Consider the following 20800-nt stretch of genomic DNA (forward strand, 5'->3'; position numbering starts at 1 on the left):
GGGTAGCCCGCAGGCGCGGGCGGTGGCGGCGGCGGGAAGCCCGCGGGCGCGGGCTGTGCGGCGTGCGTCCCGGGCGCCTTGCCCGGCATGTGGTTGTCAGTCACGAGAACCTCCCTTGCGTCGAGTCCGGCGCGACCGGCTCCGGGTCTCGACCCGAGACCTCGTCGCCGCCGTCCGGTCCGTCTTCCATGTGCTGCGACCCGCATCGGTGCGGGCGTGGATCTGAGGGGCGTCGCGGCGCACATCCCGCAGGAGCGAGCGCAGCGACAACCTCATGCGGATGCGCGCTCCCCACGAACGCGCGGACAGCCAGTGGCGCCGGTCCTCGCGCACGAGCCGCCACATCGTCTCCCGCTCCTCGGCCCCGACCTCGAGGTGCGAGAAGTCGACCTTGGTCGCGAGCGCCGCGATCGCCGCGCCGTGCGGCGAGCCGTACGCCTGAGAGACCTCGCTGTACGTGCGCGGCCCCGCCGGCGGGAGCCCCGCATCGGCGGCATCGTCCAGGTACTGCTGCCAGCCCGCCCTGATCGCGTCGTCCGCGCGGCGCCCCCGCCTGCGCGCGCGGCGGGCCGCCTTCCACGCGATCAGCACCATCAGCGGCAGCACGAGCGCGAGCAGGCCGACTCCGGAGATGAGGACGATGCGCCATGCGTGCGACAGCACCGCGGCGGCCGCCTCCTCCTCGACGACGTCCTCGACCGACTCCCCGCTGCGGCTGCGCTGCGAGCTCGGCGGGTCGATCACGGCCGCCTCCTCATCGCGGAGGTCCGTGCCGAGCTCGGGCTCGCGCACGGTCGCCACCTCGGGGAGGAGCCCGAGCTCGGTCTGCGGCGACGTGTCCACCGCGACCCAGCCGGACGCGGTCGCGACCTCGATCCACGCGGACATATGCCGGCCCGCGCACTCGCCGTCATCGCAGACGGGCGGTGTCCAGCCGTGCGGGTCGGTCTCCGCGAGCCGCGCCCCCACCACCACGCGCGCGTCGAACCCCAGGTAGCGCGCGAGCAGCGCCGACGCCGCGGCGAACTGCTCGTCATCCCCGACGGCCGCGACCAGGAGATCGGCGTCCGCCTGGTCGCCTACCTCGTCGGCGCGCTCGTTGAGCTGGGAGAACAGGAGCTCCAGGCGTGCGATGGAGTGCCCGGCCTGAGAGCTTGCGAAGTCATGCCCGCCGAGCGCGGTCTGCCACGCGTACGTGCCGGACTCGGCCTCGACCACATCGTGCGACACGTAGCCGCGCGAGCGGAGACGGTCGATGAGCTCGAGCAGGCTTGCGCCATCCTGCCCCAGCCCCTGCGCCTCGACCCACGTCACGAGCGAGGCAGGGAGCTCCTCGGGGGCGGCGGTGATGCGGCCCTGCAGACCCTCGAGCCCGCCGGCCTCGTCGAGCGTCGCGGCGATCTCCACGACATCGCCCTCCTCGAGCCCCCCTGCCACGATGCCCGAGCCGCCGCCCTGGACGTAGTAGAACGAGTCGACGAGGGTGCTGGCACGGTCCCCGCCGAAGGCGACCTCGTCGAGCTCCCCGACCAGGGGTACCCACGGCTCCGCGAGGCCCTGCACGGTCACGGTCGCCTGGACCGCATCGTCCCCCGAGCCGAGGCTCGCAGGAAGCCGCCGGAAGACGGTGCCCGCAGCGCCGGACGCGTCGAGCTGCGTGAAGCGGTCGCCGTCGAAGTACGGAAGCACCGCGAGACGCACGCGCGTCACGCCCTCCGCACCCTCGACGGTGAAGAGCGGAGCGTCGAACGCGGCGTCGCGCATGAATGCTCGATAGGTCGACAGCGGGGTCTCCGCGTTCGCGATCGCCACGGTCGCCTCGACCTGGGTCCTCGCGACGGTGCGGGCGGGCGCGGGCAGCACGGATGAGGCGAGGACGGTGATGCCGAGCGCCATCGCGATCATCGCGACGGCTGAGGCGGCCGCGGTGGCCCGCAGCCGGCGAGGCGCGCGGGCCCGCGTACCCTCCGCACCGGTGAGCCGAGAGCGATCGAGGGCCGCACGCGCCACGAACCACGCGAGCAGCGTCGCGAACGCCGCGACACCCACGACCGCCTCGCGAGGCACGGTGACGCCGGCCGCGGCGATCGCCCCGGCGTGCCGGCTGGGGCCGACCACGATCGCGACGACCAGGGTGGCCGCCGACACGAGCGGGCCGATCCACCAGCGTGCGGGAGCGCGCAGCGCGAAGGACACGGCGGCCCAGGCGCCCGCGTAGAGCAGCGCGTACGCGGGCACCATGACGCCCTCGTAGGTGCCGAGCGGAGCGGGCAGCGTGACCACGCCCTTCCAGCCCACGACCGGTCCGGTCACCACGTCGACGGCCGCACGCGCGAGATCCTCGGGGGATGATGCGGCGCCAGGGGTCGCGAGCAGCAGCGCACCGACCAGGTAGCCGGCGACGGCGACGAGCACCGAGACCCCCCACCCCCAGCCGAGACGAGCGGAGAGGGCCGCGAGCAGCACCGCGGACGTGGTGGCGACGAGCGCCGGGACCGCGAGGTTGTCGGCGCCGTAGGCGCCCGCGAGCGTCACGGCGGCGAGCAGCGTGAGGATCGCGGCGCATGCCGAGGCGAGGGCGATCTCCGCGAGCGGCGCCCGCCGGCGGCTCATCGGGAGGCTCCGCGGGCCATGAGGCTGCGCAGGTCCTCGAGCAGCGCGATGGTGACCACCTGGACGCGGCCGAGCGCCGCGACCGACGGCTCGTCGACCGGATCGCACAGCACCGCCGCGACAGAGACGTCGGAGGGGAACGCGAAGGCCGCCGTCTGGACGTGCTCGAGCGCCGCGGCGGCACCCGTCACCATGAACGCGATCGACGCATCGTCCGCCTTCTCCGCAACCACGCGGGTGAGGGTGTCGAGGTCCATGACCTCGGTCGACGTCTCGACCCCGGAGAGGTCGTCGAGCAGCGCGCGCGGAGAGACCGTGCGCAGGCGCTCGAGCGAGCGCACGGTCGCACGCGCGAAGTGGGGCACCGCACCGGAGACGTAGACCTCGACGTCCCTGCCGTCACGGATCGCGCGCACGCCCAGGGAGCCGATCGCGCTCACGGCCATCTCGAACTCCGCCTCGGAGCCGTACGACCCGGCGTCGAGGTCGAGCATGAGGACCATGGTGGAGCGACGGGTCTCCTCGAACTGACGGACCATGAGGGAACCCGTCTTCGCGGTCGACTTCCAGTGCACGTGGCGACGGGCGTCGCCGGGCGTGTAGTCGCGCACGGCATGGAAGGAGATGTCCTCGCTCGACAGCACGCGAGTCGCCGCGCCCTCGAGGTCCCGGATGAACCCCTGGGCGGTGGACGGTACCGCGACGGTGCGGGGGTGGACGTACAGCGTGTGCACATCCGACCATCGGAACTCGCGGCGCACCAGGCGCAACGGGTCCTCACGCGCCGTGGTGGCGGGCCCGACGTCGATGATGCCGCGCCGATGCGTGGGAAGCGCGACCGTCGCGGTGAACGCCTGCCCGTGCCGCAGCGCCGGGACATGCACCTCGGACAGGCTCGGGCCGATGGGCAGGTCGAGCCGGCTCGCCCACGCGAGACGCGCACGCGAGTTGGAGACGGTCACGGAGCCCTCCGCGGGCTGGCCTGCCACCACGGCGTCGCGATCGACCGCGAAGGCGACATCGCGCGGCTCACGACCGATGAGGAAGAACGCGGCGATCACCACGAGCGCGAGCGCGACCACGCCGCCCACGAGCAGCTCGCTCCATCCCCACACGACTCCAGCGACCATGCCGAACGCCGCCCACGCCGCCGCGAACCAGCCTGCGGACGTCACCACCGACCCCACGGCCTCCCACGCGCGGGAGGTTCCCGTCCCCACCGCCGCAGCGGCGGCGCGCAGGACCAGCCCGGTCCGCACCGCACGGCCGCGGCGGGTGGCCGCGACCTGGGTGTGGGTGCGCGACTGCGTCTGGGTGCGCGACTGCGTCCGGGTCCCCCGAGTGCGGCTCGAGAGGCCCGTGCGCGAGCCGGTGGTGCGCTCCGTCACGCGCGCGCGTCGTGGGTGGGCGGCGGGACGTCGAGCAGGATCTGCGCGATCACCGCGGTCGCGGTGACACCGTCGAATTCGGCCTCGGGCTCGAGGATGAGCCGGTGCGCGAGCACCGGCTCCGCGAGCGCCTTGACGTCGTCAGGGGTGACATACGTGCGGCCGTGCGCGAGCGCCCACGCGCGGACCACGCGCGCGAGCGCGATCGCGCCGCGCGTCGACGACCCGAGCCGCACCTGCGTCGCGTCGCGCGTGGCCTCGACCACGCGCGCGATGTAGTCGGCGATGAGCGCATCGAGGTAGACCCCGCGGCACATCTGGGTCATGGCCACGACCGTCTCGAGCGCGACGACCGCCTCGACCGTCCGGTGAGGCTCGTGGGCGTTCTGGAGGATCTTGAGGGTGGCGCCGTGGTCCGGGTAGCCCAGCGAGGTGCGCATGAGGAAGCGGTCCAGCTGCGCCTCCGGCAGCCCGTACGTGCCCGCCTGCTCGACAGGGTTCTGCGTCGCGATCACCATGAAGGGCGCCCCGACGGCATGCGTGGTGCCGTCGACCGTGACGTTGCCCTCCTCCATCACCTCGAGAAGCGCCGACTGCGTCTTGGGCGACGCACGGTTGATCTCGTCCGCGAGCACGACGTTCGCGAAGATGGGTCCGCGGTGGAAGTCGAACTGGCCGTTGCGCTGGTCGTAGACCGAGATGCCCGTGACGTCGCCGGGAAGCAGGTCCGGGGTGAACTGGATGCGCGATGCCGAGCCGTGGACGGACTGCGACATGGCCCGTGCGAGCGAGGTCTTGCCCGTTCCCGGCACATCCTCGAGCAGCAGGTGGCCGCCGCTGATCATGGTGGTGAAGGCGAGCTCGACCACGTGGTGCTTGCCGAGCACCGCGGTCTCGACATTGCCCACGAGCAGCGCGAACTGCTGCGCGAACCAGGACGCCTGGTCCGGCGTGACGCCCTGCTGGGCGGTGGTGTCAGCGGTCATGTCAGGGCCTTCCTCACGGTGGTGCAGATGTTCACGGGTAGCAGATGGTGGAGAGCGTCGCCGTCCGGCCTCCGGCGAACGCGACGTCGATCGTGACGGTGACGTCACCCTCCGGAAGGGCGAAGGCCTCCGTGGTCGGGTCGCCGGGCAGCCCGTCCGAGTAGCGCGGCACGCTCACGGTCGCGCTCGCGGGCACCGTGCCCTCGGTCGCCCAGCGGAGCAGGTAGGTCGCCGGCGACGCGACGGACTCGGGGTCCTCCGGATCGGCCGGCACGGCCTCGCTCTGCTGGACCAGCGAGCCGGCGAGCGAGAACGAGAAGCGGGTCTCCGAGCCGCCGTTGAGCACCGCGGCGGTGGTGGCGTTCGACTGACCCGAGCAGAAGAGCTGGCCCCACTGGCGCTTGCAGTACGCCGCCGTGACCGACCTGCCCTCGTCCACCGCGTACCACGGGAACGACTTCTCACCCGTGTTCACGCCGCCCACGAACCAGTAGAGCGAGAACCCGCCCGGCGCGCTTCCGGAGTCCACGGGGCTCTGGCCGCCGCTACCGGTCCCGCCATCGACGGTGGTGCACGAGCCGGTGGTGCACGAGACCCCCCAGCTGAAGGAGCCGAGCGCCGGCTTGCCCGAGCTCACGGGGAGCCACTCGTCGGACGTCCACGTCGCCTCCCCGTACGTCCGGGTGCCCCATCGGGACAGCGCGCAGAAGATGACCTGGTTGACCTCGTTGCGCTCGATGTCGACCGGGACGGTGACCGTGCCGCTCCCTGCCGTCTCGGCGACGCACTTCTTGCCGTCCGCGGTGTACCCGTAGAGCAAGGTCGCGTCGTCGCCGCCGCCGGTGAGCGTCACGGTGAACTCCGCGCTGCCGTCGTCCGCCCCGTCGCTGTCGCGCTTGACCGCGAGCACGGGAGCCCCGACGCCGTTCATCTGGACCGTGGTGGTGTCGACATCGGTCGGGCCTGCACCTGCGGGGACAGGGAAGCGGCTCGCGGGCGTGATCTCGACCGCGGTCGAGGTGTTCGATCCGATCGACAGGTCCGTGAACCGTGCCGTGGTCCCCGTGACGCCGATAACCTTCTCGCCCCAGGACCCGCGCAGCGTGAGCTGCGCCGTCGACGGGTCGATGCCACCGACCGTGCCGGACACGGTGCCGTCGCCGCTCGGCTCCCACGTCACGGTCCCGACGGCCGCGGGTGGCAGGTACGCCCACGCGACGATCCCGGCGGTCGAGCTCCGCGACGTCCCGATCGCGTTGACCGCGACCGCGGTGTACGTCGCCTCCGCACCGTTGGTGAGCCCGTCGACCTCCGTGCACGCACCGCTCGTGTCGCACGTCGCGACGGTCCGCCCGTCGCGCTGCACCTCGAAGCCGGTGACGGGCGGGTACGCCTTCTTCCCGGGCTTGACCGCGAAGACGATGGTGCCGTCGCCGTACCCCACCTGGCTGAGCGAGGCGGGCGCCGCGGGGTAGCCGCTGAAGTCCACGATCACGGTCCCGTTGCGTGCGCCGGAGCTCGCCCGCCCCTGCGCATCCTGGACCGTGAAGCTCGCGGTGCACGTGCCGCCCGGCATGTCCTCGGCCCAGGACATCCGCACGCGATCGCCGTCCTGCGTGAAGGAGGCGGCCGCGCAGTCCCCGGTCGACACGACGTCGACGAGCGTGAGCGCTGTCGTGGGAAGCGGGTTGACCTCGCCAGGACCGTCGATCACGGAGGCCGCGCAGGACTGCGGGTCGTCGGCTCGGCAGTCGATCTTCACGGTGGCGCCCTTGGGCAGCTCGGTCGGGGCGGGGCCCACGGTGAGATGGATGCCGCCCGGCTGCACGCCGTCGTGCGATGTCGCCGTCAGGGCGACATCCGATTCCTGACCCGGTCGAGCGTCGTCATGCGTCGTGATGGTGAGCTGCATCCCGTTCTGGACCACATCGAAGCTCTCGCCGCCGCGCGTCGACGCCCTGAGCGTCACATCGCGGCCCACGACGTTGTCCCACGCCACCATCTCGCCCAGGTCCACGGTCTGCGTGTCACCGGGCGAGATCTCGAGCGCGGTGCTCGTGAGGCTCGGGAGCGGATCCACGGGCTCGACCACGATCGGCACCGTGAGCAGCGTGTACTCGTCCTGGCCCACCAGGCGCGCCCCGACCACGCAGCCGTCGCTGTACGGCGCACCCCAGCCCGCGTCGTAGGTGAGGCCCAGGCCCTGCCGGGCCTCGCATCGTGCCTCCGAGCGTGCCGCCGTGGTCCTCACCGACGTGGGGAGGATCTCGAGGACCTCGCCGTCGGGGACCGCCACCATGGTCCCGAGGTCGAAGGCGACCTTCTCGCCCTCCTTGACCTGGACGGGCTCGAGCGTGGCGTTGAGGCGCGGGACGAAGTCGTCGATGCCGGGCACCGTGAGGAAGCCGTACGTGAACGACTCCTCGCCCTCGAAGTCCGCGCCGGAGACCTTGAAGACCACCGTGCGCGTGTCCTGCGGGAGGGGTCCCTGCAGCGACCGGCCCGTGGCCTGGACGTCCTCCTCGCGCTCGTACGGCGTGACGGTCAGGGCCGCGACGTCCCCCGACGCCCACGCGGCCCGGCCGGTCACGACGTCGACGCCGGTCTCGAACGTCTCGCGGTCCTCGAACGCGAGCACGGTGTCCTCGAGCACCGGCACGTCAGGGATCGCGTCGCGCACCACCTTGACCACCACACGGCCGTACGACTCGGAACCGCTCGCGCTGCGGACCTTGTAGAGGTACGAGTACGTGGTCGGCTCGTCCCCCGCGCTGATGGTGATGAGATCGCTGTCCTCCGCGCGGCTGATGCGCGCGGCAAGCGCCTCGTAGGCGTCCGACTCCGCGACCTCGTCCGGCGTGATCTCGACCAGCGCGAGCTCCTCGCCGAGCGGATCGGTGTCGTTCGCCACGGGATCGAGGACCACCTGATGGCCCTCACCCACCTGGACCTGGACATAGTCCGTGAACGTGATGGGGGCCGGCGCGACCTGGCCCTCCGCGACGCCGATGTGCGCCGTGGCGACGGCCTGCGCGCGGGCCGCGTCCTCGACGATGAACGTGAACTCGAACTGCCCCGACGCGTCGGTCGCGGCCGTGTAGACGAGCGACCTGCCGTCGGCGGAGACCTCGGCGGCGCCCTTCGCAGGGGCCTCCTTGATGCCCACGATGCGGATGGGGTCGCCATCGGGGTCCTGACCGCCCGCGGCGATCGGGATGGTGACGCTGAGGCCGAGGTTCGCGCGCGCGGTCACGTCCGCGGGGGTCGGAGCCGTGTTGATCTCCGTGCCCTTCACCTCGACCACCACCGTGGCCGTGCTGACCTGCTCGGGATACCCGATCGGATAGGCGTCATACGTGAAGGAGTAGGTGCCGGGCGTCTCGGGGGCGAGGTAGCGCACCACGCGGCCGGAGGTGAAGGCGAGGCCTGAATCGTCCCCCGCCGAGACCGAGCCCGCCGCGAGCGTGACCACGGTGCCCGGCGCGCCGGCATCGTTCTTCAGCACGGAGAAGTCGACCTGCGTGCCGGCACGCACGGTGTACGCGTCGTCGACCACCGCGGGCGCGGGCGCGCCGCTCGAGTCGACCATCACCACGGCGACCTCTCCGGTCACCGCGGTGCCGGCACCGTCGGAGAGCGTGTAGCGCACCGTGCCGATGAGCCCGGGCTCCCCATCACCCGTCGACCCGGACAGCCGCAGCGAGCTGAGACCGACCGCGGAGGCTCGCAGATCGGAGGCGCGCCCCGACTGGGCGGACACGGCCTCGTCGGCGACGTCCGGCTGCGGATCCTCGACGACGAGCACCAGCCCGGCCGGGTTGGTCGCGGAGCCGACCACGTCGACGGTGACGTCCTCGCCGTCGCGCACGAACGCGGTGAGGGGCACGGTCGAGAACTCCGCCTCGTCGCGCGGGACCACGTCCACGCGCACGTATCCGGTCACCTCCGCGCTGCCGTCGCCCACGACGTACGTGACGGTGTAGCTGCCCTCCTCCTCGGCTGAGAAGGTGAAACCGACCACGTCGGTCGCGATCGCGACGTTCGCGTCGTCCGCCTCGACCTCGGTCATCGTCAGGGGACCCTGCGCCCCCGACACCGCCTCGGAGATGTCGATCGACTGGCGCGGGCCCGTGGCGCGCTGCACCGTGAGCGTCTCCGCGGTCAGTCGTGGCGAACCCTCGACCGACACCGTGATCGTCATGGGGGTCGATGCGCCGTGGACATCCGCGACCTGCAGGTCAACGGTCGCGGGAGCGGCCTCCGCCTGAGGGTCCTGGTGCGTGAACACCACGGTGCCGTCGGACGCGGCGACGGCGTTCGCGGACGGGGAGTCCGTCGCCGCATCCGACAGGTAGATCGGGTCGCCGTCCGGGTCCACCCAGCCGGTGAGGGCGTCGATGCGGGTCGAGCCGCCGACGGCGACGGAGCCGCCGGGCTCCTCCGCGAGGCAGCCCGGGTCGTCGCCGCACCACTGAGGGGCACCGTTCTGATCCTCGTCATGGACGGTGAGCGTCACCGTCGCGACCGCACCGGCGCCCGACCCTGCCGCGGTGCCGTCGGAGATGCCGTACGTGAACGTCGCGCTCCCCGTCGCGTCGGCCGCGATGGTCGCGACGATCGCCTGACCGTCGTCCGCGATGGCCACGGTGCCGAAGTCCTGCTGCAGACCTTCGAGCGTGCCCGGCACGATCGCGAGCGGGTCCCCGTTGGGATCGTGATCGTTGAGGAGCACGGGAAGCCGCACCTGGCGTCCTGCGCGCACCCCGAAGTCGTCGTCCTCGGCGGTGGGCGGCCGCTGCTCCTGAACCTCCGGGGTCGCCTCGGCCGTGCTCGTGTCGTCCTGCTGCAGGGAGTCCTGCGCCCATTGCTGGCTCGACGCGACCGGGGTGCCGTCGACGGCGTCCCAGGCCCACCCGCTCACCGTGTCGTTGACCACCGCGCGCGTGCCGTTGCTCTGGATCGCGGTGCGCGGCGTATCCGTGAGCGTCCCGCCCGCGTAGTCGAGCGGGATACGGCCCTCGCCGTCGCGCCACAGGAGGCCACCCGCGCCGCCCTTGGCGAGCCACGCCACCGTGAGCTCGCCGTCCACCTCGAGGGGCGCGCTCACGATGCCGAGCTCCGTGCTCTCCGGCCCGAACGCGTGCTCGGCGGACATGGTCTCGAGGTCGACCCTGATGACGCCGAAGCTGTCCGCGATCGCCACCGTCCCGTCGTCGGTCGGCGCGGCCTGCAGGAGCGCGTCGTCGTCCTCGACAGGGATGCTCACCGGACGGGGCTGGTCCTCGACCCAGAGCTGCGCGGCAGCCGGGTCCCAGACCACGTAGCGGTCACCCGCGAAGGACATCGCGAGGTCCTCGCCCGTGGGCTCGATCTCGGTCCGCGTGAGGGTCGCGCCGCCGTCGGCGTCGCCCGTGGCGAGCGAGCCCTCGACCACGTCGCCGCTGCGCGACAGGGCCGCGAGAGAGCCGTCCGACCGGAGCGCGACCGCATCGGCGGAGAAGGTCGCCGTCGCCTCGCCGTCGGCGGTGTCGACGGCGGAGTACGGATCGAGCACGATCGAGGCGATCCCGGTGCCGTCGGAGACACGGCCGCCGCGGACCGACCCGTCCGAGCCGATGTACGCGAAGTAGTCGCCCGCGTGCACCACCTCCCCGGTACCCGCGGACGTGGCGGCGCCCTCGCCCGCGACGATGTCCACGGCGCGCCCCGGCGCCAGGACCGTCACCAGCGAGTTGTGCTCGGCGAACATCAGCACCTGCGAGCCGGACTGCACCAGGCCCGAGGGGTTCGCGACCGCCCGGTAGGTGTCGAGCTCGCCCAGGGTCGTGTTCACCCGGCCGTACTGCGCGTGCTCGCCATCGCCCTTGAGGATCCACACGCCCGGCTCCTCGGACTCGACCTCCCGCTGGTCGAAGTCGGGGCCGAGCACCACACCGGCAGCCAGGGCGAGGCATGCCGCGCCGCCGCCGATGCGCCACGCGCGGGCGCGTCGCGCCGCGGAGTAGCGACCGACGGCGGGCTCGGTCACAGCAGGACCCACCAGGCTGCGGCCGCGAGGCCCGCGAGGGCGATCCCGATGCCCGTCGCGATGCCGACGACGGTGCCGCGCCGGTTCGATGCTGCCGGCGGCTTCGCGGTCGCGCTCGCGGAGGCCGCGGTCGCGACCCTGGCGCGCTTCGACTCGACCTGCACGGTGGACCTCACGGGGCCGCGCGGGGGCTCGCCCGCGGACGGAGCCGCGATGGGCGCCCATCCGCTCGAGGGGATGTCGAGCGACGTCCCGGGCAGGCCCAGCTCGCGCTCGACGTGCTGAAGCGCCTCCGCGAAGGCGCCCGCGCTCTGGTAGCGGTCGCCCGGGAGTCGGCGCATGCCGCCGGCGAGCACCGCGTCGAGCGCCGCGGGGGCGTCGGGTCGGCCGAGCGGCGTGTACCGAGCCTTGGAGATCCGGTCACGATGCGAGGCCTCGTCGCGCCTGCCGTCGAGGGACTGGAACGGCGTGCGTCCGGCGGCGAGCGTGTAGACCGTCGCGGCGAGGGCCCACACCTCGGTGGCGATCGAGCCGGAACTGGTGCGCGCGACCAGCTCGGGCGCGGACCACGGCACCGACATCGCGACATCCTCGGACTCGACCGTCGCGATCATCGCCGCGACGCCGAAGTCCGCGAGCACGGGATGCCCGAACTGGGTCGTCAGGATGTTCGACGGCTTGATGTCGCGGTGCAGGACGCCCACGCGATGCGCGGCCTCGACCGCGGACGCCACGCGGATGCCGATCGACAGCACCTCCGCGATCGGGATCTGCTCCACGCGGTAGCGCGAGCTGAGCGAGCCCGGGCAGAACTCCATGACCATGTACGGCCGCCCGTCCGCGGAGATGGACGCCTCGTAGACGGTGAGGATCGACGGGTGCGCGCTGAGGCTCGCCATCACGTCGACCTCGTTGTCGAGCAGCTCGGCGCTCACGGCGGAGCTCTCGAGCACCTTGACCGCGACCTCGCGGCGCGGCATGTCCTGGCGGTACAGGAACACGTCGGCGAAGCCGCCGGACCCCAGCGCGCGCACGTAGGAGTATCCAGGCAGCACCGGAGGCGCGAGCGGGCTTCGCTTCGCCATTCCTTCCCCCCTCAGCAGGAACGGTCACCAAGACTCGACCGCATGCCGCGCGCGAGGCGCGGGCGTGCGATGCTTCGTACCCTAATCGAGGCGAGGCCCTGCATCCGCCGTTGTGGCGCATGTCACGCCTGGTAACGTCCGTTATGTCGGAGTTGCGGCATCGCGGCGCGGAAGACGTGGCCCGCGCCGCGCCCGGGTCAGCGCGCCCTGCCGGTCCACTCGGTGCCGGCGGGCGAGGGCGCGACCGGCGACGCGGTCGCAGGGGACGATGCCCGCGAGGCGAGCGTGGCGATCTCCGCACGCGTCGCGCTCGAGGCGGCGATCGCGGCGGCGGCGCGAAGCGGCACGGCCACAGCGAGCGGCGGCGCACCCTGCGCGATGCGCTGGGCAGCGGTGTGCTCCCGCAGGCGCACGATCGCTCGCCCCATCGCCTCCGCATGCGCTCGACGCCTGAACATCTCGGACCCCCTCAGCCACGCGACCCTCACCGCGTGTGATGCAGCTCACACTAGCGGCCACCCGGGACCTCCGTCACGCGCCGCGCGCGGCTGCGCGCGCGCCGACGGGAGGACATGCCGGAGGACACGACGCTCCACGTCGGCCGGTGCGTGCTCGACCCCGTCGCGCGCGAGCTCACGTGCGACGGGGAGCCCGTTCAGCTGAGCCCGCGCGAGCTCCAGCTCGCGCACCTGCTGATGTCGCATGCGGACCGGGTCGTCACGCGCCGCGAGGCCCTTGAGGCGGTGTGGGGCTCAGCGGCCCGCGAGAACGTGCTCGACGTGTACATCCGCTATCTGCGCGCCCGCCTCGGCGCGGACGCCATCGCGACGGCCCGAGGCATCGGCTACCGCTTCCTCGGCTGAGCGGGTCGTCCGTACGGACGATTCCCCTGCCGCCGCCCTCGCCCTACGCTGGCCGGATGGATGTGAGGGCGCCTCGCTGGGGGGACATCGCGATCGCGGCAGCGCTGCTGATCCTCGCCCTCATCGGGGTCCACGCCGCCCCGGCCACCGCGCACGACTACGACGCCTGGGGCCTCCTGCTCATCCTCGCGCAGGTCGCTCCCGTCGCCTGGCGTCAGCAGTACCCGCGCATCGTGCTCTGGGCCATCCTGCTGCCGTGGGCCGCGACCGTGGGCATCGGCTACGCCGATACGCCCGCGATGTTCGCGCTCTACCTCGCGCTGTACGGCATCGCCGCGTACACCCCGCGACGGACGGCGCTCATCCATGGCGGCGCGGTGCTGGCCATCGCCCTCGCCTGGACCGTGGTGGGCCTGCTCTACACGGACCACGTGCCGTGGACGTCGCTGGTGGCCGTCGCGCTCGCCGTGATCGTGCCGATGATGCTCGGCTTCGTCGACTTCCGCAGGCGGGAACGGCTCACGGTGCTCGAGCTCGAGCATGAGCGGCGCGAGCAGGCGCAGCGCGTGGTCGCCCAGGACGCCGTGCGCGCCGAGCGGGCCCGCATCGCGCGCGAGCTGCACGATGTGGTGGCCCACGAGATCACCGTGATGACGCTCCAGGCCGAGGGCGCACGCAGGCTCGCGAAGGACTCCGACGCGCGGGTGCTCGAGGCCCTCGCGACCATCGCGGCATCGGGACGCACCGGGCTCGCGGAGATGCAGCGGATGATCGGCGTGCTGCGCGCGACCGAGCAGGAGGCCGTCGACACCGCCGAGCGCGACCTCGCGGTCGCGGAGATGCAGCCGATGCCCGCGCTGGCCGCGATCCCCGCCCTGGCGCAGCATGTCGAGGACGCGGGCCTGCCGGTCGAGCTCAGCATCGTGGGCACGTCGCATGTGCCCGCCGGTGTGGAGCTCAACGCGTACCGCGTGGTGCAGGAGGCGCTCACCAACGCGATGAAGCACGCCGGCCCGGGAGCCCGCGCGACGGTCCGCGTCGAGCGAGAGCCCCACCGGGTGCTGGTGGTGGTCGAGGACGACGGCCGCGGCGTGATCTCCGAGGCCGCGCACCACAGCGGCGGCCACGGCCTGCGCGGCATGGCCGAGCGCGTCCACGCGCTCGGCGGCACGCTCGAGTACGGTCCACGGACCGGCGGAGGGTTCCGCGTGCGAGCGACGCTGCCCTCGACGGACGACCAGGTGGGCCACCGGCCCACCACCACGACGAAGGGCGGACGATGATCCGGGTGGCGCTGGTGGACGACCAGGCGATGGTGCGGGTGGGCCTGAGGATGATCCTCGAGTCGGAGGGCGACATCGAGGTGGTCGCGGAGGCGACGTCGGGCGCCGATGCCGCGCGCATCGTCGCCGAGCACGCGCCGGACGTGGTCCTCATGGACGTGCGCATGCCCGGCATGGACGGCCTCACCGCGACGCGCGAGGTGCTGGCCGCGCACCCCGGCGCGCGCATCGTCATCCTCACCACGTTCGACGACGACGAGTACGTCTACGAGGCGCTTCGCGCGGGCGCGTCCGGCTTCCTCCTCAAGAGCGTCGACGGCGATGCGCTCGTGTCGGCAGTGCGCGTGGTCGCCGCCGGGGACGCGCTCCTGGCGCCCGAGGTCACGCGCCGCGTCATCGAGCAGTTCGCGCGCACGGCCCCCGTCGAGGAGCCCGATCCGTCGCCCGAGGCGGTCGGGGACCTGTCCGAGCGCGAGGTCGAGGTGCTGCGCCTCATGGCGCGCGGGCTGTCCAACCAGGAGATCGCCGCGGAGCTGTACGTGTCCTCGACCACGGTTAAGACGCACGTCAGCCATATCCTCACCAAGCTGGGGGTGCGCGACCGCGTGCAGGCGGTGGTCGAGGCCTACGACTCCGGGATCGTCGCGCCTCGCCCCTAGAGGGTCATCCCCGAGAGGGAGGGTCGAGAACCGTCCTTGCGGACGATGCCTGGCGCCGGCGCGCTCCGCCAGACTGGCGCGGTCACGTACTGAGATACGAGGAGAACCCGTCATGACCACCACCGTCACGCTCGCCGCGTCCATGCGCGGCGGCACCAAGGACTACGGCACCGGCGACGCGGCGGTCCGCGCCCTCGACGGCATCGACGTCGACATCGCCGCGGCCGAGTTCACCGCGATCATGGGACCGTCCGGATCGGGCAAGTCGACGCTGCTGCACACGCTCGCGGGACTGGACTGTCTCACCGCCGGCGACTCGTGGATCGGGGAGCAGCAGATCTCGAGCCTGTCCGAGGACAAGATCACGCAGGTGCGCCGCGACAAGATCGGCTTCGTCTTCCAGGCCTTCAACCTCATCCCCTCGCTCAGCGCGAAGGAGAACATCACGCTGCCGCTCGACATCTCGGGCCGCGACGTGGACCCGGCCTGGTTCGACGAGATCATCGGCATCCTCGGCCTCGCCGACCGCCTCACCCACCTGCCCGCCGAGCTCTCCGGAGGCCAGCAGCAGCGCGTCGCCGTCGCGCGTGCGCTCGTCGCGCGCCCCGAGCTGATCTTCGCCGACGAGCCCTCGGGCAACCTCGACTCCCGCTCGGGCGCAGAGCTGCTCGGGTTCATGCGCCGCGCCGTGAAGGAGTTCGGCCAGACCATCGCGATGGTGACCCACGACCCGTCGGCGGCGTCCTACTCGGACCGCGTCCTGTTCCTCGCCGACGGTCGCATCGTCGACGAGATGCGCGAGCCCACCGCCGACCGCGTGCTCGACCGCATGAAGCAGATGGGGCACTGATGTTCCGCCTCGCAGTCAAGTCCGTCAAGCACAACCCGAAGCGGCTGGTCCTGACCGCCGTGGCGGTCGCGCTCGGTGTCGCGCTCGCCTCGGCGACGTTCACGCTCACCAACGCCCTCTCGGGCGGCTTCCACCAGCTGTTCGACGAGATCTACGCCGGGACCGACGTCATCGTCGAGCCCGCCCCGACCGAGACCGAGGACGACGGCGACCAGTTCGCCGCTCCGGACGCGGTCTTCACCCACGCCGACCTCGCCGCGGTCCAGGCCGTCGACGGCGTCGAGAACGCGGTGGGCACCATCCAGGTGATGGGCTCGGTGCTCCCCAAGGACTTCGAGCCCACCGGCGACCTCATGGCCGCCGGCGGCGCCCCGAGCCAGCTCTTCAACTGGGCCGGCGACCCGAAGCTCGACCAGGCGACCCTGGTCGAGGGCAGCGGGCCCGAGGCCGACGGCCAGATCGTGCTCGACCTCGACGGTGCCCCGCGGCTCGGCTACGAGATCGGAGACATGGTCTCCATCGCGACCGACACGGGCGTCACCGAGCTCGAGCTCGTGGGCCTGGTCCGCTTCGGCGAGACCAACTCCCTCCAGGGCGCGACGCTCGGCTACATGACCGAGGCCGACGCGGCGACGCTCGCCGGCTCCGAGGACTACCAGACCATCAGCGTCGTCACCGCGGACGGGGTCGACAAGGACCAGGTCGCGTCGGCGATCTCCGAGGTCATCCCTGAGGGGACGCGGGCCATCACGGGCGAGGCGAAGGCCGCGGAGCAGGCCGAGCAGCTCGACGACATCCTCCAGTACGTCGACATCTTCGCGATCGCCTTCGCGCTCATCGCGCTGTTCGTCGGCTCGTACATCATCGTCAACACGTTCCGCATCATCGTGACGCAGCGCACCCGCGAGTTCGGGCTGCTCCGCGCGATCGGCGTGAGCGGACGCCAGCTTCGCACGATGATCCTGCTCGAGGCGCTCGTCATCGCGGTGGTCGCCTCGACCGTGGGCATCCTGCTGGGCTACCTCGGCGCGCTGGGCCTGTCCGCGCTCGTCGAGGCCCTGTCCGGCAACATCTTCGGCACCGTCACGCTGCCGTGGGACGCCCTGCTCTGGGGCTACAGCCTGGGTGCGCTCGTCACGCTCGTCGCGGCCCTCATGCCGGCGATCCACGCCTCGACCATCTCCCCCATGGAGGCGCTGCGCGAGTCCGCGACCGAGTCCAAGAAGCCGCTGCGGATGCGCAACATCGTCGGCGGCGCGCTCACGCTGCTCGGCGTGCTCGCGATCGTCGTCGGGCTCTACATGGACGTGGCCAAGCCCTACGTCTTCGTCGGCGCGGGCGCGATGGTCCTGGTCATCGGCGTCACGCTGCTCGCGGCCCAGGTGCTCGTGCCGCTCGCGTACGGGCTCAAGGCGTTCCTCACGCGCGTGTTCCGCGTGGACGGCAAGCTCGCGGCCAACAACATCCGCCGCGAGCCCCGTCGGAGCGCGAACACGGCCGCTGCGCTGATGATCGGCGTCATGCTGCTCGCCCTGGTGTCGACCTTCACCGAGTCGCTCAAGAGCGTGGTGACGGACCAGTTCGCGACCTCCGAGGCCGACTTCTTCGTGCTGTCGACGCAGGGCGCCATCCCGCCCGGCGCGATCGACCTGCTCGGCTCGGAGGACGGCGTCGACTTCGTCACCTCGACGGGCGTGGACCAGGCCACGTACGACGGGCTCGGCTACTCCGTCGCTAGCATCGACCCCGCGACCGCGGACCTCGCGTACGACTACCCGAACGACCCCGACTTCGACGGGATGGACGGCGGGGTCTTCATCGACCCCGTGATCCAGGAGCTGGGCGTCGAGGTCGGCGACCAGGTGGCGCTCGAGGGCGCCGAGGGCAGCGCCACGCTCACGGTCACCGGGCTCTACGAGCGCGAGGGCGACGCCAACTTCTGGGTCGACGAGGCCACCGGCGCCGAGCTGTTCGGCGACTACGACATCCTGCAGGCGATGGTGGTCCTCGACGACGGCGTGGACCCCGCGGCCGCCGAGGAGCAGCTGACCTCGGCGCTCGCGGAGGACTTCCCGCTGGTGGTCCTCTCGAGCCCGGACCAGCTCGCGCAGTTCGCCAACCAGTTCATCGACCTGCTGCTCGGCGTGATCTCGGCGATGCTCGGCGCGGCCCTGATCATCGCGGTCCTGGGTGTGGCGAACACGCTCCTGCTGTCCGTGACCGAGCGCACGCGGGAGATCGGCCTGCTGCGCGCCGTGGGCGTGAGGCGCCGGTCGGTGCGCCGCATGATCCGCATCGAGTCGCTCGTCATGGCGATCTTCGGCACCATCCTCGGCATGATCCTGGGCGTCGGCCTGGGCGTCGCGCTGGTGAAGGCGCTCGCGGAGTTCGGCTTCACGTCCGTGGCGATCCCTTGGGCGTGGCTGGGCATCTACATGGTCCTCGCGATCATCGCGGGCGTGGTGGCGGCGATGTCGCCCGCGCGCCGCGCGGCGAAGCTCGACATCCTGCAGGCCATCGCCTTCGACGGCTGACGGACGCACGGACGATGCGCGGCGCTCGGGGGTCCCGCCCTCCGGGCGCCGCGTCGTTCCCGCCACGGAGGGGGCTGACGGTCGGGATCGGGAGGTCACGACGACGCAGCGGCGCACCATCGCCTCCCGACGAACGGGTACCACCTTCGAGAGGGGTCGGGCCGTTCCGGCTAGATCTCGAGGCCGACGGTCACCGGCTCCGGGACCAAGGCGATCCCGAAGGTCTCGCGCACGCCGTCGCGGACGGCGCGCGCGAGCTCGACCACGTCCGCCGCCGTCGCATCGCCGCGGTTGGTGAGCGCGAGCGTGTGCTTGGTCGAGAGCGTGGCCCGCGCATCGTCGCCCACGCCGAAGCCCTTCGCGAAGCCGGCATGCTCGATGAGCCATGCCGCCGAGGTCTTGACCATGCCATCGCCGGCGGCCGGATAGCGCGGGGCGTCGACCGGCACCGCGGCCTCGGGGACGATGGGGTTGGTGAAGAAGGACCCCGCGCTCCACGTGTCGTGGTCGGCCGGGTCGAGCACCATGCCCTTGGAGGCGCGCAGCCCGAGGACGGCCGTGCGGACGTCCGTGATGGGGACCCGCGCTCCGAGATCGACGCCGAGCGCCGTCGCGAGCTGCTGGTAGCGCACGGGCGCGGACAGGCTCGCCATCCGCGTGTGGAACGTCACCGCCATGACCACGTAGCGCGGCGTGGGACCCCAGGGGCCGTGCGTCATGGTGCGCTTGAGCATCGAGTCGCGGTAGCCGAACTCGGCCTTCACCAGCGGCAGCGTCCTCACCGCGCCGGCCTCGCGATCCCACGTGCGCACCGAGGCCACGATGTCCTTGACCTCCGCGCCGTACGCGCCGACGTTCTGCACCGGGGTCGCGCCGGCGGAGCCGGGGATGCCGGACAGCGCCTCGAAGCCGCTCCACTGGGATTCCACCGCCTGCGCCACCAGCGCGTCCCATGGCGTGCCCGCGGTCGCGGTGATGGACAGCCCGCCGCAGGCTCCGTCGTTGACCAGGCCGACGTCCGTGCGGACGTCGCGCACCACCACGCCGTCGAAGCCCTCATCGGCGACGAGCAGGTTCGAGCCCCCGCCGACCACGAGCAACGGCGTTCCTGCAGCATCCGCGGACCGCACCGCCTCGATGAACGCGGCCTCGCTGTCCACCTCCCGCAGCTCGTGCGCCGGGCCGCCGACACGGAGGGTGGTCAGCGAGGCGAGGTTCATGGACCCAGGGTATCCGCGTCGCGCACCTCCTCCCGGTCGCGGTCGGCCGCCCCTTGCCCCAGGCTCCCGGGCGCGCCCTCGAGCGGACGCGCGGCGGGCGCGAGCGCGTACATGGCCGCCGCCGCGACGACGGTGACCAGGAGCGCCTTGCGCAGCTCGACGTGCTCCGCGATGAGCCCGATGACCTGCGGCATCGTGAGCCCCGCGATGGTGCCGAAGGCCGCGACGGCCGCCACGCGCGCCGTCGCGTGCGTGCGGTCGTCTCCGGCAGCCGAGATCGCGAGCGGGTATCCGAAGGAGACTCCGCAGCCCCAGACCAGCAGCGCGAGCGGCACGCCCCAGAAGGCGGGAGTGAACGCGAAGATCACGGCGCCGACCGCGACCAGCACGGCGCACGTGCGCAGCACGGTCACGCGGCCGAGGCGGTCGATCAGCGGCGCCCCCATCATCCGGATCACGCTCTGCGCGACCACCAGCACGGCGTAGAGAGCGGCCGCGAGCGCCTCGGTGCGGGCGAAGTCGTCGACGATCGCGAGCGGCACCCAGTCGGCGGCTCCCATCTCCACCGTGAAGGCGCAGAACAGGATGAAGCCGAGCGCGAGCGTCCGCGGCTCCCGCCCCGCGACCTTGAGCGTGACGAACAGCCCGTCCTTGCTCTCGACGCTGTCCGCGGGCGGCGGGCGTCCATCGACGATCGCGACGGCCGCGACCGCGAGGAACGCCGCCCCGATCACCGTGACGTTGACCGCGAAGTGCACGCCGACGGCGACGCCCGCATGCGAGTAGAGCGCGCCCATCCCGACCCCCGCCAGCAGCGCGAGCGAGAACGCCGCGTGGAACTGCGACATGATCGAGCGCCCGACAAGGCGTTCGACGGTCGCGGCCTCCGCGTTCGCGAGAGCGTTGACGGTCTCGAACGCCCCGAGCGTCACGAACAGCGCCAGCGCGAAGCCGAGCGACGTACCCAGATGCGCGGCGTACCCCATCGACCAGAACCCCACGATGGTCGCCCCCGAGGCCAGGCGCACGAGAGCCAGCGAGCCCACGCGCGCCACCAGCCCGCCGAGCAGGGCGAAGGCCACGAGCCCGCCGACCGAGCCGATGATGAAGAGCGCGGCGAGCCCCGCGGGCGTGAGGCCCAGCGCGTCACGGATGCTGGGCACGCGCGACACGTGGGTGCCCAGCATGATCCCCATGCCGATGAACAGCACGAGCACCCCCGCTCGCGCGGCACGCACGCGGCGCGCATCGACCGACGATGCCTCCATGCGGCTCCCCCTCCGCATCGTCC

General features: G+C 72.5%; 13 protein-coding genes. 5 read left to right on the forward strand and 8 right to left on the reverse strand.

What is annotated here, in order from left to right; genetic code table 11:
• Positions 1-96: 96 nt before the first annotated feature.
• The 6 genes from AOM00_RS06070 to AOM00_RS06095 form a co-directional block, all read right to left on the reverse strand.
• The gene (locus AOM00_RS06070) at positions 97-2613 is read right to left on the reverse strand and encodes a transglutaminase TgpA family protein (RefSeq protein ID WP_062516946.1); all 2517 of its coding nucleotides are present in this window, start codon (positions 2611-2613) and stop codon (positions 97-99) included.
• On the reverse strand, positions 2610-4001 hold the full coding sequence (locus AOM00_RS06075) for a DUF58 domain-containing protein (RefSeq protein WP_062516947.1): 1392 nt from the start codon (positions 3999-4001) through the stop codon (positions 2610-2612). The genes AOM00_RS06070 and AOM00_RS06075 overlap by 4 nt, the downstream gene beginning before the upstream one ends.
• A complete protein-coding gene (locus AOM00_RS06080; RefSeq protein WP_062516948.1) occupies positions 3998-4987 on the reverse strand; it encodes an AAA family ATPase in 990 nt (329 codons plus the stop codon). The genes AOM00_RS06075 and AOM00_RS06080 overlap by 4 nt, the downstream gene beginning before the upstream one ends.
• Before the next feature lie 31 nt (positions 4988-5018).
• Positions 5019-11015, reverse strand: a complete 5997-nt coding sequence (locus AOM00_RS06085) for an Ig-like domain-containing protein (RefSeq protein ID WP_062516949.1) — start codon at positions 11013-11015, stop codon at positions 5019-5021.
• Complete coding sequence (locus AOM00_RS06090; RefSeq protein ID WP_062516950.1) at positions 11012-12100, reverse strand: serine/threonine-protein kinase; 1089 nt, start codon at positions 12098-12100, stop codon at positions 11012-11014. Before AOM00_RS06090 ends, AOM00_RS06085 begins: the two co-directional genes overlap by 4 nt.
• A 197-nt stretch (positions 12101-12297) precedes the next feature.
• The gene (locus AOM00_RS06095) at positions 12298-12558 is read right to left on the reverse strand and encodes a hypothetical protein (RefSeq protein WP_156159063.1); all 261 of its coding nucleotides are present in this window, start codon (positions 12556-12558) and stop codon (positions 12298-12300) included.
• A 114-nt stretch (positions 12559-12672) separates the two neighbouring features.
• Here AOM00_RS06095 and AOM00_RS06100 point away from each other — a divergent pair, with 114 nt between their 5' ends.
• From AOM00_RS06100 to AOM00_RS06120, 5 genes are all read left to right on the forward strand, one after another.
• Complete coding sequence (locus AOM00_RS06100) at positions 12673-12963, forward strand: winged helix-turn-helix domain-containing protein (RefSeq protein WP_062516952.1); 291 nt, start codon at positions 12673-12675, stop codon at positions 12961-12963.
• Positions 12964-13019: 56 nt separating this feature from the next.
• On the forward strand, positions 13020-14246 hold the full coding sequence (locus AOM00_RS06105; protein ID WP_062516953.1) for a sensor histidine kinase: 1227 nt from the start codon (positions 13020-13022) through the stop codon (positions 14244-14246).
• Positions 14243-14905 (forward strand): response regulator, encoded by a 663-nt coding sequence (locus AOM00_RS06110; RefSeq protein ID WP_062516954.1) that lies wholly within the window; start codon positions 14243-14245, stop codon positions 14903-14905. The genes AOM00_RS06105 and AOM00_RS06110 overlap by 4 nt, the downstream gene beginning before the upstream one ends.
• 112 nt (positions 14906-15017) lie before the next feature.
• Positions 15018-15755, forward strand: a complete 738-nt coding sequence (locus AOM00_RS06115; protein WP_062516955.1) for an ABC transporter ATP-binding protein — start codon at positions 15018-15020, stop codon at positions 15753-15755.
• Positions 15755-18289: an ABC transporter permease gene (locus AOM00_RS06120; protein ID WP_062516956.1), complete on the forward strand. Its 2535-nt coding sequence runs from the start codon at positions 15755-15757 to the stop codon at positions 18287-18289. Before AOM00_RS06115 ends, AOM00_RS06120 begins: the two co-directional genes overlap by 1 nt.
• Before the next feature lie 170 nt (positions 18290-18459).
• Here the strand turns inward: AOM00_RS06120 and AOM00_RS06125 are convergent, their stop codons facing one another.
• Complete coding sequence (locus AOM00_RS06125; RefSeq protein WP_062516957.1) at positions 18460-19509, reverse strand: UDP-N-acetylmuramate dehydrogenase; 1050 nt, start codon at positions 19507-19509, stop codon at positions 18460-18462.
• Positions 19506-20777, reverse strand: coding sequence for an MFS transporter (locus AOM00_RS06130; RefSeq protein ID WP_062516958.1), 1272 nt, complete (start codon positions 20775-20777; stop codon positions 19506-19508). The genes AOM00_RS06125 and AOM00_RS06130 overlap by 4 nt, the downstream gene beginning before the upstream one ends.
• Between the last annotated feature and the right edge of the window lie 23 nt (positions 20778-20800).

The organism is Demequina gelatinilytica, from assembly GCF_000971115.1.
Taxonomy (GTDB): domain Bacteria; phylum Actinomycetota; class Actinomycetes; order Actinomycetales; family Demequinaceae; genus Demequina; species Demequina gelatinilytica.